The sequence below is a fragment of the Citrobacter sp. RHB35-C21 genome (assembly GCF_013816515.1).
In the GTDB taxonomy this organism is placed as follows: Bacteria; Pseudomonadota; Gammaproteobacteria; order Enterobacterales; family Enterobacteriaceae; genus Citrobacter; species Citrobacter braakii.
Map to the genome: position 1 here is coordinate 1,879,294 of NZ_CP057147.1, position 15,899 is coordinate 1,895,192.

The following is a 15,899-nucleotide window of genomic DNA, read 5'->3' on the forward strand; positions in this document are numbered from 1 at the left end:
TCTAAGGATTGTACACGTTTGTTAACAGAATATTAAGAGCCGATCCTGGTTGGTTTTAAATACCGAGTGGATAAATATCGTGACCTAACGCGCGCCATTCGTTCAGTTGTTGCTGCTGAGCGGGCGTTTGGCTTTCGCCGCACCAGACCAGTAAGGTTCGGCCTTCAAACAGTTCCGGTCGCAATTGGTTTAGCGAGTGGGCGAGGACGTCAACGCGCCATCCCTGCTGGCTGGCAACCCAACCCTCCAGCCATAAGCGGGTGGTATCATGAATGTTCCAGCCGACAACCAGGGCATCTTTCCCCTGTTTCTTGCGCGCCGAGGCCAGACAAATCGCGATGTAGTTGATGAGGACACCGTCGAGGATCCCCAGTAACGCCTGCAGGATCGGCTGCTGACATTGCAGGCGGCGGCGTAACGGAATGAACAAATGGGTGTTGAGCGTTTGTGCGGGATAATCCTGACCGCGCTCTTTGATCCACATCCTGAGGCTATGCAGATTATTACTTTGCAAATAGCTCAACAGCGTCTCTTGCTGTTCGCGCCAGCCGTTATGCACATCAATGTTCTCATTGCTGAGCAACATTTTTACCTTACTGACCTGAACGCCGTTATTTATCCAGCGTTTTATCTCACGGATCCGGTCGATATCCGCGTCGTTAAACAGGCGATGCCCGCCGTCTGTTCGCTGCGGTTTCAGTAATCCGTAACGCCTCTGCCACGCGCGTAAAGTGACAGGGTTGATATCACAAAGCAAAGCCACTTCACCTATTGTGTAAAGCGCCATCGTCGTCTCACTTATGCTCGCGAGGTCCCAGTTTTACTTTAGACGCTCTTTTGCGAACCAGGTAGTTTTGTCTGTTTTTTGATCAACAAATGGGTGAATTTGTAGTCATGCTCGCGCTTTCGAGTGATCGTTCTCACAAATTCCTTTTTTTTTGCAACACTTCAAAGAAAGTTACGCGCAGCCCATGTATGTTACGCGCTTTTAAGTGATGTGTGGTTGGCAGGTATGTACGAGTTTAATCTGGTGTTGCTGCTGCTTCAGCAGATGTGTGTGTTTCTCGTTATCGCGTGGCTCATGAGCAAAACGCGTTTGTTTATCCCGCTGATGCAGGTCACGATCCGGCTCCCGCACAAGCTGCTTTGCTACGTTACCTTTTCCATTTTCTGCATTTTGGGCACCTATTTCGGGCTGCACATTGATGATTCTATTGCTAATACCCGTGCTATCGGCGCGGTGATGGGTGGGCTGCTTGGCGGCCCGGTGGTCGGCGGTTTGGTCGGTCTAACCGGTGGCTTACATCGTTATTCAATGGGCGGAATGACGGCGCTCAGTTGCATGATTTCGACCATTGTGGAAGGTTTGCTCGGCGGGCTGGTGCACAGCGTGCTCACCCGTCGTGGCCGTACCGATAAAGTCTTTAGCCCACTGACCGCGGGTGCCATTACTTTTGTCGCCGAACTGGTGCAGATGCTGATCATCTTGTTAATCGCTCGGCCGTTTGACGATGCGTTTCGGCTGGTCAGTAATATCGCCGCGCCGATGATGGTGACGAATACCGTGGGTGCAGCCTTATTTATGCGTATTTTGCTCGATAAACGGGCGATGTTTGAAAAATATACCTCTGCTTTTTCCGCCACTGCGCTCAAAGTTGCCGCCTCAACGGAGGGTATTTTGCGCCAGGGGTTTAACGAGGTTAACAGCATGAAGGTCGCTCAGGTGCTGTATGAAGAGCTGGATATCGGTGCTGTGGCAATTACCGACCGCGAGAAGCTGCTGGCATTTACCGGCATTGGTGACGATCACCATCTACCCGGAAAACCTATTTCGTCGTCGTACACCCAACGGGCGATAGAAACCGGAGAGGTGGTGTATGCCGATGGGAATGAAGTCCCTTACCGCTGCTCTTTGCACCCGCAATGCAAATTAGGCTCGACGCTGGTGATCCCTTTGCGGGGGGAAAACCAGCGGGTGATGGGGACCATCAAACTGTATGAAGCCAAAAACCGCCTCTTTAGCTCGATCAACCGCACGCTGGGGGAAGGGATCGCCCAACTGCTTTCGGCGCAGATTCTGGCTGGGCAGTATGAGCGGCAAAAAGCGATGCTCACGCAGTCGGAAATCAAACTCCTGCATGCTCAGGTGAACCCCCATTTTTTGTTTAATGCGCTCAACACCATCAAAGCCGTGATCCGACGTGATAGCGAGCAGGCCAGCCAACTGGTGCAGTATCTGTCGACGTTCTTTCGCAAAAACTTAAAACGTCCGTCGGAGATTGTGACGCTGGCTGATGAAATTGAGCACGTTAATGCCTATCTGCAAATTGAAAAGGCGCGATTTCAGTCGCGCCTGCAGGTGACTTTGACGGTGCCAGATGCGCTTTCGTATCAGCAATTACCTGCCTTTACCCTACAACCTATTGTGGAGAATGCCATTAAGCACGGTACCTCTCAGCTACTGGATACCGGCGAAGTGTCGATTACCGCCCGCCGCGAAGGGCAGTATCTGATGCTGGATATTGAAGATAACGCCGGGTTGTATCAGCCAACGTCTGAGGCCAGCGGATTGGGTATGAATCTGGTTGATAAACGACTGCGCGAGCGGTTTGGCGACGATTTTGGCATCAGCGTAGCGTGTGAACCTGACCGCTTTACCCGAATCACTTTACGACTTCCTCTGGAGGAACTGGCATGATCAAAGTGCTGATTGTCGATGACGAACCGTTAGCGCGGGAGAATCTGCGGATCCTGTTGCAGGCGCAAAGCGACATCGAGATCGTCGGCGAATGTTCGAATGCGGTGGAAGCCATCGGCGCGGTACATAAACTGCGTCCGGATGTCCTGTTCCTTGATATTCAGATGCCGCGTATCAGCGGTCTGGAAATGGTTGGCATGCTTGATCCTGAGCATCGTCCGTATATTGTTTTCCTTACTGCCTTTGATGAATATGCGGTGAAAGCTTTTGAAGAACACGCGTTTGATTATCTTCTCAAACCGATTGAAGAGGCGCGACTGGAAAAAACGCTGAGCCGTTTGCGTCAGGAGCGCACGAAGCAGGATGTATCGCTACTGCCGGAGAATCAGCAGGCGCTGAAGTTTATTCCGTGCAGCGGCCACAGCCGAATCTATCTGCTGCAAATGGATGACGTGGCGTTTATCAGCAGCCGCATGAGCGGCGTGTATGTGACCAGCAGCGATGGTAAAGAAGGTTTCACCGAACTGACGCTCAGAACGCTGGAAAGCCGTACACCTTTGCTGCGCTGCCATCGGCAGTATCTGGTGAATATGGCGCAATTGCGGGAGATCCGTCTGGAAGAAAACGGTCAGGCCGAACTGATTTTGCGCAACGGGCTGACAGTTCCGGTAAGTCGCCGTTATCTTAAAAGTCTAAAAGAGGCGATTGGACTGTAAAACTGATACACTGCGCGCCATTGCATCACCGACAGTTGAAGGCTCTATGCTAAGTAACGATATTCTTCGTAGCCTGCGCTACACTCTGAAAGCGAACAATAACGACATGGTGCGTATTCTTGCGCTTGCTGACATGGAATCCACCTCCGCAGGTTTTGATACCTGGATGACAAAAGAAGATGAAGCCGGGTTTATTCGCTGCCCGGATATCATTCTCTCCGGATTTTTAAACGGTCTGATTTATCATCTGCGTGGAAAAGACGATTCTGCGCCGGAACTGGCGCTTGAGCGTCGTGTTAACAACAATACGGTGCTGAAAAAGCTGCGTATCGCCTTTTCGCTGAAAACCGATGATATTCTGGCCATTATGACCGAGCAGAAGTTTCGTGTGTCGATGCCGGAAATTACCGCCATGATGCGCGCGCCGGATCATAAGAACTATCGCGAATGCGGCGATCAGTTTCTGCGTTACTTCCTGCGGGGTTTGACGTCGCGAGTGCACAAAACGAAAGCGTAAAACGACGCTGGCGACCACGATGAATATCGGGTCGCCAGGGTGTTATTTCACTTCTTTAAAACCCGCCGATTCCATTACCGTTTGCATTTGCTTCATGCTGATATTTTTATCGGCTTTCTCAGAAAGCTTCATCCCGGAAATTGCTTGTAACGCTTTTATATCGACTTTTTCCATATCGATAGTGACATTTTCCTGCGCGTAGGTATCTGTATAGGTGAGCTTTTCTTCTACGCCTGCAATATTTTGATATTTGGCGCTTAACGCATCGAATACTTTTGCGGCTTCCTCTTTATTGTTGGCGCCGATAGAGGCATAGCTGATTTTACTTTCGGAGCTTTGTTTCAGAACTTTGTCACCTTTATAGGTGTAAGAGACGGTGATATCCGAACCGTTAAGATTGGCATTGAATGTTTTCGTCTCTTCTTTATCACCACAACCCGCCAGGGAAAAAACCACAACCGATGCCACGGCGAGAGAAACTAATTTTTGTAACGCTGTCATGTAAAACTCCATTTTATGAATATCGAATGCTAAATAATAACGCTAATGAATATGAGGGGGCCGGGCGGCCTTAATAGTAGAGCAGTATAGAATAAATCTAATAGCGATGGCTAAGCAGTCCGAAAATGGAGTGGGGGAGTGTGTTTAAGATTAAAGGTAAATCCCTCAGCAAAAAAAAGCGCTGCAGTTGCAGCGCTCGAGATGTCTGATTTATTTCACCTGTTGGCCAGGTTTTGCGCCTTCGTCTGGGCTTAACAGGAAGATATCTTTCCCGCCAGGACCTGCCGCCATGACCATCCCTTCAGAAATGCCGAAGCGCATCTTACGAGGTGCCAGGTTAGCAACCATAATGGTCTGACGTCCAACCAGGGTCTGCGGATCCGGATAGGCAGAACGAATACCAGAGAAGACGTTACGCTTCTCGCCACCGAGATCCAGCGTCAGACGCAGCAGTTTGTCAGAACCTTCCACAAACTCGGCGTTTTCAATCAATGCCACGCGCAGGTCAACTTTGGCGAAATCGTCAAAGGTAATGGTTTCCTGAATCGGGTCATCCGCCAGCGGGCCGGTTACCGGTGCGGCAGCGGCCTTCACTTCTTCTTTCGACGCTTCCACCAGCGCTTCAACTTGTTTCATGTCGATGCGATTGTAGAGCGCCTTAAAGGTGTTGACCTTGTGACCGAGCAGCGGTTGCTTAATGGCATCCCAGCTCAGCTCGCTGTTCAGGAAAGCTTCTACACGTTCAGCAAGCGTTGGCAGAACCGGTTTCAGGTAAGTCATCAGGACGCGGAACAGGTTGATACCCATGGAGCAGATCGCTTGCAGGTCGGCATCGCGGCCTTCCTGTTTAGCAACGACCCACGGAGCCTGTTCGTCAACGTAGCGGTTTGCCACATCGGCCAGCGCCATGATTTCACGGATAGCTTTACCAAATTCACGGCTTTCCCATGCTTCGCCAATCACCGCAGCAGCGTCAGTGAAGGTTTTATACAACGCTGGGTCGGCCAGTTCAGCCGCCAGTACGCCGTCAAAACGCTTGCTGATAAAGCCTGCGTTACGTGATGCCAGGTTGACTACTTTGTTGACGATATCGGCGTTTACACGCTGGACGAAGTCTTCCAGGTTCAGGTCGATGTCATCAATGCGTGAAGAAAGCTTCGCCGTGTAGTAGTAACGCAGGCTGTCGGCGTCAAAGTGCTTCAGCCAGGTGCTGGCCTTAATGAAGGTACCGCGAGATTTGGACATCTTCGCACCGTTTACCGTCACATAACCGTGTACAAACAGGTTAGTCGGCTTACGGAAGTTGCTGCCTTCCAGCATTGCCGGCCAGAACAGGCTATGGAAGTAGACGATGTCTTTACCGATGAAGTGATACAGCTCGGCGTCGGAATCTTTCTTCCAATACTCATCAAAACTGGTCGTGTCGCCGCGCTTATCGCACAGGTTTTTGAACGAACCCATATAGCCAATTGGTGCGTCCAGCCAGACGTAGAAGTACTTGCCTGGCGCATCCGGGATTTCAAAACCGAAGTATGGGGCATCGCGGGAAATATCCCACTGCTGCAGGCCGGATTCGAACCATTCCTGCATTTTGTTGGCGACCTGCTCCTGCAACGCGCCGCTGCGTGTCCAGGCCTGCAGCATCTCGCTGAATGACGGCAGGTCAAAGAAGAAGTGTTCGGAGTCGCGCATTACCGGCGTCGCGCCAGAAACGACGGATTTCGGCTCGATAAGTTCGGTCGGGCTGTAGGTTGCGCCGCAGACTTCACAGTTATCGCCATACTGATCCGGAGATTTACATTTCGGGCAGGTGCCTTTAACGAAACGGTCCGGCAGGAACATGCCTTTTTCCGGATCGTAAAGCTGGGAGATAGTACGGTTCTTAATAAAACCGTTCTCCTTCAGGCGCGTATAAATCAGCTCAGACAGCTCACGGTTCTCTTCGCTGTGCGTAGAGTGGTAGTTGTCATAGCTGATGTCAAAACCCGCAAAATCAGTCTGATGCTCCTGACTCATTTCACCGATCATCTGCTCTGGCGTGATCCCAAGCTGCTGTGCTTTCAGCATGATTGGCGTACCGTGTGCGTCGTCCGCGCAGATGAAGTTAACCTGGTGGCCGCGCATTCGCTGGTAACGGACCCAGACATCAGCCTGGATGTGCTCCAGCATATGGCCGAGGTGGATAGAGCCGTTGGCGTACGGCAGCGCGCACGTTACCAGAATTTTCTTCGCGACTTGAGTCATAGTGGGCAATTACTTCTTTTGTAGTGAAAAGGGCTTTGATAGTACCAAAATGGTAATTACTGCGCCAAGCGATAAGGGCATTTATCCGTAAATGAATAATTGTTGCGGTTGGAGTAAACTACCTGGTGACTATTGTATTTTCAGAACAACAAAAAGGAGTCGGGATGAACGCACAATCCCAGGCCAAATCACCAGAGACCCTGCGCGCGATGGTTGCCGGGACGCTGGCGAATTTTCAGCATTCAACCCTGAAACATAATCTGACGACGCTTAAAGCGTTGCATCACGTCGCCTGGATGGATGACACGTTGCACGTTGAGCTGGTCATGCCGTTTGTCTGGCAGAGCGCGTTTGAGGACTTAAAAGAGCAATGTAGCGCCGATCTGCTGCGTATTACTGGTGCGAAAGCGATCGACTGGAAACTGTCGCATAACATTGCGACGCTGAAACGCGTGAAAAACCAGCCGGGCATTAATGGTGTAAAAAACATCATCGCCGTCAGTTCGGGTAAAGGTGGCGTAGGTAAATCCTCTACTGCCGTGAACCTGGCGCTGGCGCTGGCTGCGGAAGGGGCGAAGGTAGGGATACTGGACGCCGATATTTATGGCCCGTCAATCCCGACGATGCTCGGTGCGGAGAACCAGCGTCCAACCTCTCCAGACGGTACCCACATGGCGCCGATCATGTCTCACGGTCTGGCGACAAACTCTATTGGTTATCTGGTTACTGACGATAATGCGATGGTGTGGCGTGGCCCGATGGCCAGCAAAGCCCTGCTGCAGATGCTACAAGAAACCTTATGGCCGGATCTTGATTACCTGGTACTGGATATGCCGCCGGGTACGGGTGATATCCAGTTGACGCTGGCGCAAAACATTCCGGTCACGGGTGCTGTTGTGGTGACCACTCCGCAGGACATCGCGCTGATCGATGCGAAAAAAGGCATCGTGATGTTCGAAAAAGTCGAAGTGCCAGTGCTGGGTATTGTTGAGAATATGAGTATGCATATTTGCAGCAACTGCGGTCATCACGAGCCAATCTTCGGCACCGGTGGCGCGCAGAAACTGGCTGAGCAGTATCACACCCAACTGCTGGGACAGATGCCGCTGCATATTTCTCTGCGTGAAGACCTGGATCGTGGTACGCCGACGGTCATCAGCCGTCCTGACAGCGAATTTACCGCCATTTACCGCGACCTTGCAGGACGTGTCGCTGCCCAGCTCTACTGGCAAGGGGAAGTGATCCCGGGTGAAATTGCCTTCCGCGCGGTGTAATTAATAGCGTTACAAATATTCACTGTATCAATAATGCATTGATGCAGTGAATATATTGGATGAAAAATCTCACTCAATTATTTATCCGGACTGTATAATTCATGTCTTTTTCTGAATAAACACCCTCAATGCATCATTTAAATTGATTAAATTGGTCGAATTAATCTACAATCTCAATTGGTCTTAGCGAGGCAGTTAATCCATAATCTACTGGAAAGACGGCTTGTGTGCTGTTTCCCAACCGATACAGGAATAATGAACGTAATGAAAAAAAATTTATTCTTGGGAGTTATTACTTTGGCTTATGGAATGAGCGCTTCTGCTTTCGCCACAGATACTGCCACCCTGAATATCAATGGTCGGGTAACTGAACCCACCTGTAGCGCTGATGTTGTAAATAACGAAGTGCAGCAACGCTGTGGCAATGCCATTTCCTTTTCAAACGTCAGAGCGGGTGTTTCCAATCCAACAAAAGGTGCGGTAACTGAAATTGTTACTATCACCGGTGACGCTACACGACAAATTGTGATGACGCATTACGATTAAACGTCTTTTATCAGCCATGCATTATTATTGTGAATAATACGTGGCTGATCATTTCTCTGAAGAATTCCATCCCAACAGTTAATCTCGTAAATTTATTAATTTAAAAGAATAAAAAAAACGACTGATTTGTTTCTATTATATTGCGCTTTGCAATTTGTTTTAAATCAATAAAACAACGCGTTTACATTGCGATAACGTTTCTGGTGTGCGAATTTAATTTCACGGGTTAAGTCCTCTTAACCAATAGAAGTTAATTCATTAAGGAATATACGATGAAACGTTCAATTATTTCCGCTGCTGTTCTGTCCGCTGTAGTTATGAGCGCTGGGGCTTTTGCTGCTGATTCTGATCAGGGTGAACTGATTATTACTGGTAAGGTAGTAGGGACCACCTGTAAATTTACAGGGGATACCACTGCGACCATTGGTATGAACCAAATTGGTGCTGACAGATTAAATGCCTTAAGTGCTGGTGGTGTTTATGAAGGATACTCAAATAAAACCACCGTGCCATTGACGGTTGAATGTACAGGAAGTAAAGCACCAAAAATTACTTTCTCCAGTTCTCAGTTTGACAGCAATAATAAATATATTACACGAAATACCGCAGCAAATAATGGTGCTGGCTTCACCGTTTACTATGGTGATGATTTTACTAAACAGGTTAACCCCGATACAGGTATTGAGTTAACTAAAACTGCGGACAATAAATATACTCTGAACTTTAGCGCACGCTACGCGAAAATTGGTTCTGCCGATGTCTCCGCTGGTGATGTGGCCTCTTCGCTGACGATGACTGTTGTTACTGATTAAGATGACTATCCTGTTTGTCGGCGGCTCTGGCCGCCGATTATTTCCGCAGTAAGGATAATTATAATGAAAAAAATACTCGTGTTTTTACTGGCCGGTACAGTAATGCCTGCGTGGGGCGGCATATACATTTACGGCACCCGTGTCATTTATCCGGCGCAGAAAAAAGAAATTACCGTGCAATTAATGAATGAAGGCAGTCGCAGCTCGCTGGTTCAATCCTGGATAGATGACGGAGATACCAGTCTGCCACCCGAAAAAATCCACGTGCCATTTGTAATGAGCCCTCCGGTGGCAAAGGTCAGCGGAGGCTCTGGTCAACAATTGAAAATTAAGCAATTGGCAAATACGCTACCGGAAGATCGTGAAAGTCTTTTTTTCCTGAATGTGTTAGATATTCCTCCTAATTCTGCGGAATCAGAAGGTAAGAACATGATTAAATTTGCTATGCAGAATCGCATCAAATTTATATATCGCCCGCAGGGTATCGCCGGTGTAGATGAAAAAAGCTTTTCTCGCTTAAGCGTCAGAGATGTCAGCGGTGGCATTAATATCAAAAATAATTCTGCCAACTGGATTACTATTCCTGAACTAGTGGGTAATTCAAAAATAAACAGCGAGACAGTGTTACTTGCTCCGTGGTCAGATAAAAAGGTCGTCACCACTGCTGTCGTTAATCATTACAAGGTTACTCTTATTGATGATCACGGAAACTACTTAAGTGAAAAAATAAAAACGGAAAGATAGTCAAGGATTGATTATGTCAAAGATAAATTCTATTACACTGTCAATCCTGTCGGTGTTGGCTGCTTCATCCGCATGGGCTGAAGAAGACACGTTTGATACCCACTTTATGATCGGTGGTTTGAATGGTGAGAAAATCTCTCGCTATCAAATTGATGGCGATAAGCCAATGCCCGGTATATATGAAATGGATGTTTATCTTAATAATAAGTGGCGTGGTCGGTACGATATTGATATTAAAGACGATCCCGAACTGACATGTCTGCCCTGGGCTCAATTGCAGCAAATTGGTATTCGCACCGGGAACATTAAAACGGATAAACAAGAAGGCTGCGTGCCGCTGCGTGCAGCAGTGCAGGGCGGCAGTGTTAGTTATGACATTGGGGAGTTTATTCTAAATTTAAGCGTGCCTCAGGCATATGTGATTGAATATGAACCAGGATATATGCCGCCTGAAACCTGGGATCGTGGGGTAAACGCTTTTTATACCTCTTATTACGCCAGCCAGTATTACAGTAATTATAAACACGGTGGTGATGATAAAAGCAGCTATGTGAACCTGAATAGCGGGTTGAACCTGCTGGGGTGGCAGTTGCATTCAAGTGACAACTATACGAAAGGTAACGAGGGCAACGGCAAATGGAAGAGCAACACGTTATATGTGGAACGTGGTGTTCCGTCGATTCTTGGTACATTGCGCGCCGGTGACATGTATACCGGGGCTGATATTTTTGATGCCGTACGTTTTCGTGGTGTGCGTATCTGGCGCGATATGCAAATGTTACCAAACTCAAAACAGAATTTTACCCCTGTAGTTCGTGGGATTGCCCAGAGCAACGCCCTGGTAACCATCGAACAAAATGGTTTTGTTATTTACCAGAAAGAAGTACCACCAGGCCCATTTGCTATTGATGATCTACAACTCGCTGGCGGCGGTTCGGATTTAGATGTCAGTGTGAAAGAGGCTAACGGTTCGATATCTCATTATCTGGTGCCTTTTTCATCTGTGCCAAATATGCTGCAGTCGGGCGTATCGAAATATGATTTCGCTGCAGGGCGAAGTCATATTGAAGGGGCTGGCAATCAGTATGATTTCCTGCAAGGGAGTTATCAGTATGGTCTGAACAATCTGCTAACGGTCTATGGCGGTACAATGCTGTCGCAAAACTATTCTTCATTTGTGCTTGGGACTGGCTGGAATACCCCCATTGGCGCAGTATCGGTAGACGCCACGCGATCGCATAGCGAGCAGGATAATGGTGATGTTTTTGATGGTCAGAGCTATCAGGTTGCATGGAACAAATATGTCACGCAGACCGGTACGCAGTTTGCACTTGCAGCTTATCGTTATTCCTCGCGGAATTATCGTACCTTTAATGACTACGTGTGGGCGAATAATAAAAATAACTATAATCGCGATAAAAACGACGTTTATGACATTGCGGACTACTATCAAAATGACTTTGGCCGCAAGAACAGTTTTTCACTGAATATAAATCAAGCGTTACCCGAAAACTGGGGATCCCTGGCGGTCAGTGGCCTGTGGCGCGACTATTGGCAACGCAGTGGAAACGGCAAAGATTATCAGCTTAGCTACTCTAACGCCTGGCAGCGAGTTAGCTATACCGTTGCCGTGAGTCAAACGTACGATGAGGACAACCACGAGGATAAGCGTTTTAACCTGTATATCTCCATCCCGTTCTCGTGGGGGGACGGTATTTCCACTCCTCGACGCGATCTGTTCGTCTCTAATTCCACGACGTTTGATAATGACGGCTTTCAGTCGAATAACACCAGCTTAAGCGGGGTGACGGGTCATCGCGATCAATTCAGCTATGGTGCCAACCTCAGTCAGCAACGACAGGGGAACGAGACAACTGCGGGCGTTAGCATGGTCTGGCGCGCGCCAGTGGCGACGGTAGGCAGTAGTTACAGCCAATCGAATAAGTATCAACAGGCCAGCGGCAATATTCAGGGGGGGATCGTGGTGTGGTCTGAGGGCGTCGCTCTGACTCCCCGGCTTTCAGATACATTCGCCATTGTTAAAGCGCCTGGGTTACAGGGTGCGGCTGTGCAGGGGCATCGTTATCTAACAACCAACAGTAAAGGTTACGCGATTTACGACAGTCTGACGCCGTACCGTGAAAATATGCTGATGCTGGATCTTTCCGACACTAATAGCGATGTGGCATTACTGGGCAATCGAAAAGGTACAGTACCCTATCGCGGTGCGGTCGTGATGACGGAGTTTGAAACCGATCGGCGCAAACCCTGGTACTTCCTGGCCGAGCGTCCGGACGGCTCTCCGTTATCATTCGGTTATGAAGTGGAAGATGATATCGGTAATAATGTTGGCCTGGTGGGGCAGGGTAGCCGGTTATTTATTCGCACCAACGATATTCCCGCGTCGGTACGTGTTGCAGTTAATAAACAGCAGGGACAGTTCTGTACAATTACCTTCGATAGGGTGATTGATGAGAATAAAGTCTATATTTGCCGATAAGGATGCAAGATATGAAAGGATACGTATTTTTGATATTTTTGCTGCTGTCATCCTTTGGTGCTGATGCCGGGTGTACATTTCAGACAAAAAATGGCGGGTTAACGACAATTAATCTGGATATGACATCTGGAACAGCAACAAATCAAATTAATCTCAGTTCCAGTGGCAACATAGTGTGTACAGCTAACAGTGATAGCTTATATTATACAACACCGCTCAAGGATTACATTGTTGCAATTCAGGGGAGCAGCGGCAAGAAGGTTTTAATTAATATCAATCTGACCAGCAATGATTTTCCAGTAAGTATTGGTAAGAAAACGGTTAGTGCCGGCGAAGTACTGGATACCAAAAGTTTCACCATCTCAGCAAAATATGTAAATTCAGGGACTATTAAGCAGACAGTATCCGGTGATGCGTTTAGTCTGAGCGACCCGGCAGTAAGTATTACCTCTGATAATTCTTGTACTTCAAACTGGTTAGCTTATCTTTATTGCTGGGTTACCGGACGTTTATCGAGTAATTCAGCTTTTACACAGAATTTAAGCTTTACAGTAACGCATAAACCCACCACCTGTCAGTTTTCATTACCCCGCTACGAAATTAAAATGCCAGATACCACATTGAATGAGATGCTCACGGTTAATAATACCAAATCGGGTTCCACAAATCTGGTATTGAATTGCGAAAGTATATATAACGTTACCACCAATCCCGTCACTTTTAAAGTGGTGCGCGGTGACTGGGATGAAAGCGGGAAAATACTAAAAAACACGATAGCAAATGGCGCCAAAGGGGTGGGGTTCCAGATATATAATGGCACCGCGACTTCTCCCCTAAAACAGGGGGATAATCTAATGAACAGAATGACCAAACTGGAAGCAATCAGTAATCAGTACACTTTCCCTATCACTGCGAAATATGTTCGCGTGACAGGGGAATCATTACTGCCTGGTGAAGTACAAAGTAAAGTAATATTTGCAGTATCTTATGACTAATTGATTTGCGGGTATTTCACGTACTTTCTTGCTGAAAGTACGTGTTTTTTCTATTAACGATGATAAAAAATCTCGCCGTCGTAGGCTTTAATGATCTTACCGTCAGCATCGTTGATCAGCACGTACGCACCACCCATGTAGGTCCAGTGGGTACCGGCGGTAGGTGCTGGCAGGTTGCGTTGGTTCCATTGCTTAATCGCATATTCGTCAGTACGGTACAGCGGTGGGACCGTGTCACCAGGTTTAAAATGGGTAAAATCGGCAATGAAACCGCTCAACTCATACTTATCAATTCCGGTGGGAGCAGCTGTTGCGGCCGGCGCGGCCCAGACGACGCTGCTTGCAAGCAGGAGTGCACCCAGCAACATTTTATTCTTCATACCCATCCTCTTTACCTGTTCGGGTCATCAACATCAGTCGTGTATCATTCCTGGCTTATAGGGCATCTGACAAGAACTTTTTTGTGATCACGCCAGTCATTTCGTAAAAAGTGTAAATGAATGTACAGATTAGCTGCAACCTTACCCCGTAATTTCGTGGAGGGCCATGGTGCTGCGCTAATTTACATCATCAAGCGTTGGCAGTATTCTGTTACCGAAACTTGTGTTTCAACGACTCGGGGTGCCCTTCCTGGTGAAGGCTGAGAAATACCCGTACCACCTGATCTGGATAATGCCAGCGTAGGGAAGTCTGACACTGCTCGTGTCCCTTCTTCGCGCGGGCAGGAGCTGAACCATGCAGCCTGACCTGCACAGCCGCACACTCGCGGCTCACACCTTACACCAATTTAGAACGCTTTCCCCTCTCACACACTGCATGACCAACGAGGTCGTGCAAAGCTTTACGGCCAATACGCTGCTGGCGCTGGGCGCATCACCTGCAATGGTAATCGAGCCCGAGGAAGCCAGTCAGTTCGCGTCTATTGCCAGTGCATTACTGATTAATGTCGGCACCTTAACCCGGGAACGGGCTACGGCGATGCGCGCCGCAGTTGAGCGGGCACAACTTGCTAAAACCCCGTGGACGCTCGATCCCGTTGCCGTGGGGGCGCTGGAGTTTCGTCGTCGCTTCTGTCTGGATTTGTTGGCGCTACAGCCTGCAGCTATCCGCGGCAACGCTTCGGAAATACTGGCTCTGGCGGGTATGAACGGCGGGGGACGCGGCGTGGATACGACCGATACGGCAGCCGCTGCGCTTCCCGCAGCGCAGGCACTGGCTCGTCAGGTTGGGACCATTGTCGTGGTTACCGGCGAAATTGACTATATCACCGATGGTCAGCGTACCGTCTGCGTGAACGGGGGTGACCCGTTGATGACGCGCGTGGTGGGCACCGGATGCGCGCTGTCGGCAGTCGTTGCGGCCAGTTGCGCCCTGCACGGTGACCGGCTTGATAACGTCGCCTCCGCCTGTAGCTGGATGAAACAGGCCGGACAAATAGCCACTCAACAATCAACCGGACCGGGCAGTTTTGTCCCGGCATTTATCGACGCCCTCTATAACCTGAACGCGCAGGAGCAACTATGAAACGGATTAACGCACTAACCATTGCCGGAACCGATCCAAGCGGTGGCGCAGGTATTCAGGCCGATTTAAAAACGTTCTCGGCGCTTGGCGCTTACGGCTGCTCGGTTATCACGGCGTTGGTGGCGCAAAATACGCGCGGGGTACAGTCGGTGTATCGCATTGAACCTGACTTTGTCGCTGCACAGCTGGATTCGGTGTTCAGTGATGTGCGTATCGACACCACTAAAATCGGTATGCTGGCGGAAACGGATATTGTTGAAGCGGTCGCCGAACGTTTGCGTCGCCATCGGGTGCAAAATGTCGTACTGGATACCGTGATGCTGGCGAAAAGCGGCGATCCGTTGCTGTCTCCCTCGGCGGTTGAAACGCTGCGTACCCATTTGCTGCCGCAGGTTTCGATTATCACCCCAAATTTACCCGAAGCTGCGGCGCTGCTCGGGGCTCCCCATGCGCAGACTGAGCAGGAGATGTTAGAGCAGGGAAGGGCGCTGCGGGCGCTGGGTTGCGAGGCGGTGTTGATGAAAGGCGGTCATCTGGAGGATGCGCAAAGCCCCGACTGGCTCTTTACCCGTGATGGCGAAAAGCGTTTTACCGCGCCAAGGGTGATGACCAAAAATACCCACGGTACTGGCTGTACGCTATCGGCGGCACTGGCGGCGCTGCGTCCGCGCCATGACAACTGGGCACAGACAGTGCAGGAAGCTAAGTTGTGGCTTTCAGCGGCATTGGCGCAGGCCGACACCCTGGAAGTCGGTGAGGGAATTGGTCCGGTGCATCATTTCCACGCGTGGTGGTAATGAGTATACTGACTGCAGAAACGGCTGCAGG

The 15,899-nt window shown here is 49.3% G+C and carries 15 protein-coding genes and 1 riboswitch; of the genes, 11 read left to right on the forward strand and 4 right to left on the reverse strand.

The window, feature by feature from the left end; all coding sequences use genetic code 11:
• Positions 1 to 55: 55 nt before the first annotated feature.
• Positions 56 to 787, reverse strand: a complete 732-nt coding sequence (mlrA, locus tag HVZ39_RS08990) for an HTH-type transcriptional regulator MlrA (RefSeq protein WP_016153692.1) — start codon at positions 785 to 787, stop codon at positions 56 to 58.
• A 225-nt stretch (positions 788 to 1,012) separates the two neighbouring features.
• On the opposite strand from mlrA, the gene HVZ39_RS08995 reads away from it, so the two are divergent.
• The 3 genes from HVZ39_RS08995 to HVZ39_RS09005 are packed head-to-tail and all read left to right on the forward strand — an operon-like array spanning position 1,013 to position 3,931.
• A complete protein-coding gene (locus HVZ39_RS08995) occupies positions 1,013 to 2,698 on the forward strand; it encodes a sensor histidine kinase (RefSeq protein ID WP_016153691.1) in 1,686 nt (561 codons plus the stop codon).
• A complete protein-coding gene (gene btsR / locus HVZ39_RS09000; RefSeq protein ID WP_016153690.1) occupies positions 2,695 to 3,414 on the forward strand; it encodes a two-component system response regulator BtsR in 720 nt (239 codons plus the stop codon). Before HVZ39_RS08995 ends, btsR begins: the two co-directional genes overlap by 4 nt.
• Positions 3,415 to 3,460: 46 nt before the next feature.
• Positions 3,461 to 3,931, forward strand: a complete 471-nt coding sequence (locus HVZ39_RS09005; RefSeq protein WP_016153689.1) for a DUF1456 family protein — start codon at positions 3,461 to 3,463, stop codon at positions 3,929 to 3,931.
• A gap of 42 nt (positions 3,932 to 3,973) precedes the next feature.
• Here HVZ39_RS09005 and HVZ39_RS09010 read toward each other — a convergent pair whose 3' ends face one another.
• On the reverse strand, positions 3,974 to 4,432 hold the full coding sequence (locus HVZ39_RS09010) for a YehR family lipoprotein (RefSeq protein WP_181633486.1): 459 nt from the start codon (positions 4,430 to 4,432) through the stop codon (positions 3,974 to 3,976).
• A 210-nt stretch (positions 4,433 to 4,642) separates the two neighbouring features.
• On the reverse strand, positions 4,643 to 6,676 hold the full coding sequence (metG, locus tag HVZ39_RS09015) for a methionine--tRNA ligase (protein ID WP_016156963.1): 2,034 nt from the start codon (positions 6,674 to 6,676) through the stop codon (positions 4,643 to 4,645).
• Between the two features lie 164 nt (positions 6,677 to 6,840).
• Between metG and apbC the strand changes: the two genes are divergently transcribed.
• From apbC to HVZ39_RS09045, 6 genes are all read left to right on the forward strand, one after another.
• Positions 6,841 to 7,950 (forward strand): iron-sulfur cluster carrier protein ApbC, encoded by a 1,110-nt coding sequence (gene apbC, locus HVZ39_RS09020; RefSeq protein ID WP_016153686.1) that lies wholly within the window; start codon positions 6,841 to 6,843, stop codon positions 7,948 to 7,950.
• Between the two features lie 264 nt (positions 7,951 to 8,214).
• Positions 8,215 to 8,496 carry a DUF2574 family protein gene (locus HVZ39_RS09025; RefSeq protein ID WP_029139599.1) on the forward strand — a complete coding sequence of 94 codons (282 nt, stop codon included), beginning with the start codon at positions 8,215 to 8,217 and terminating at the stop codon, positions 8,494 to 8,496.
• Positions 8,497 to 8,768: 272 nt separating this feature from the next.
• Positions 8,769 to 9,308 carry a fimbrial protein YehD gene (gene yehD, locus HVZ39_RS09030; RefSeq protein ID WP_016156961.1) on the forward strand — a complete coding sequence of 180 codons (540 nt, stop codon included), beginning with the start codon at positions 8,769 to 8,771 and terminating at the stop codon, positions 9,306 to 9,308.
• A 63-nt stretch (positions 9,309 to 9,371) separates the two neighbouring features.
• On the forward strand, positions 9,372 to 10,052 hold the full coding sequence (locus HVZ39_RS09035; protein WP_019077208.1) for a fimbrial assembly chaperone: 681 nt from the start codon (positions 9,372 to 9,374) through the stop codon (positions 10,050 to 10,052).
• Between the two features lie 13 nt (positions 10,053 to 10,065).
• Entirely contained in the window at positions 10,066 to 12,552 is a 2,487-nt protein-coding gene (locus tag HVZ39_RS09040) for a fimbrial biogenesis outer membrane usher protein (protein WP_181633487.1), read from the forward strand.
• Positions 12,553 to 12,563: 11 nt separating this feature from the next.
• Entirely contained in the window at positions 12,564 to 13,547 is a 984-nt protein-coding gene (locus HVZ39_RS09045) for a fimbrial protein (protein ID WP_181633488.1), read from the forward strand.
• A 53-nt stretch (positions 13,548 to 13,600) separates the two neighbouring features.
• On the opposite strand, the gene HVZ39_RS09050 is transcribed toward HVZ39_RS09045, so the two are convergent.
• Positions 13,601 to 13,933 (reverse strand): RcnB family protein, encoded by a 333-nt coding sequence (locus HVZ39_RS09050; protein WP_019077205.1) that lies wholly within the window; start codon positions 13,931 to 13,933, stop codon positions 13,601 to 13,603.
• 221 nt (positions 13,934 to 14,154) lie between these two features.
• A riboswitch (TPP riboswitch) is annotated at positions 14,155 to 14,251 on the forward strand.
• A 31-nt stretch (positions 14,252 to 14,282) separates the two neighbouring features.
• Between HVZ39_RS09050 and thiM the strand changes: the two genes are divergently transcribed.
• Entirely contained in the window at positions 14,283 to 15,071 is a 789-nt protein-coding gene (gene thiM, locus HVZ39_RS09055) for a hydroxyethylthiazole kinase (RefSeq protein ID WP_181633489.1), read from the forward strand.
• Complete coding sequence (gene thiD / locus HVZ39_RS09060) at positions 15,068 to 15,868, forward strand: bifunctional hydroxymethylpyrimidine kinase/phosphomethylpyrimidine kinase (RefSeq protein WP_181633490.1); 801 nt, start codon at positions 15,068 to 15,070, stop codon at positions 15,866 to 15,868. The genes thiM and thiD overlap by 4 nt, the downstream gene beginning before the upstream one ends.
• Positions 15,869 to 15,899 lie beyond the last annotated feature (31 nt).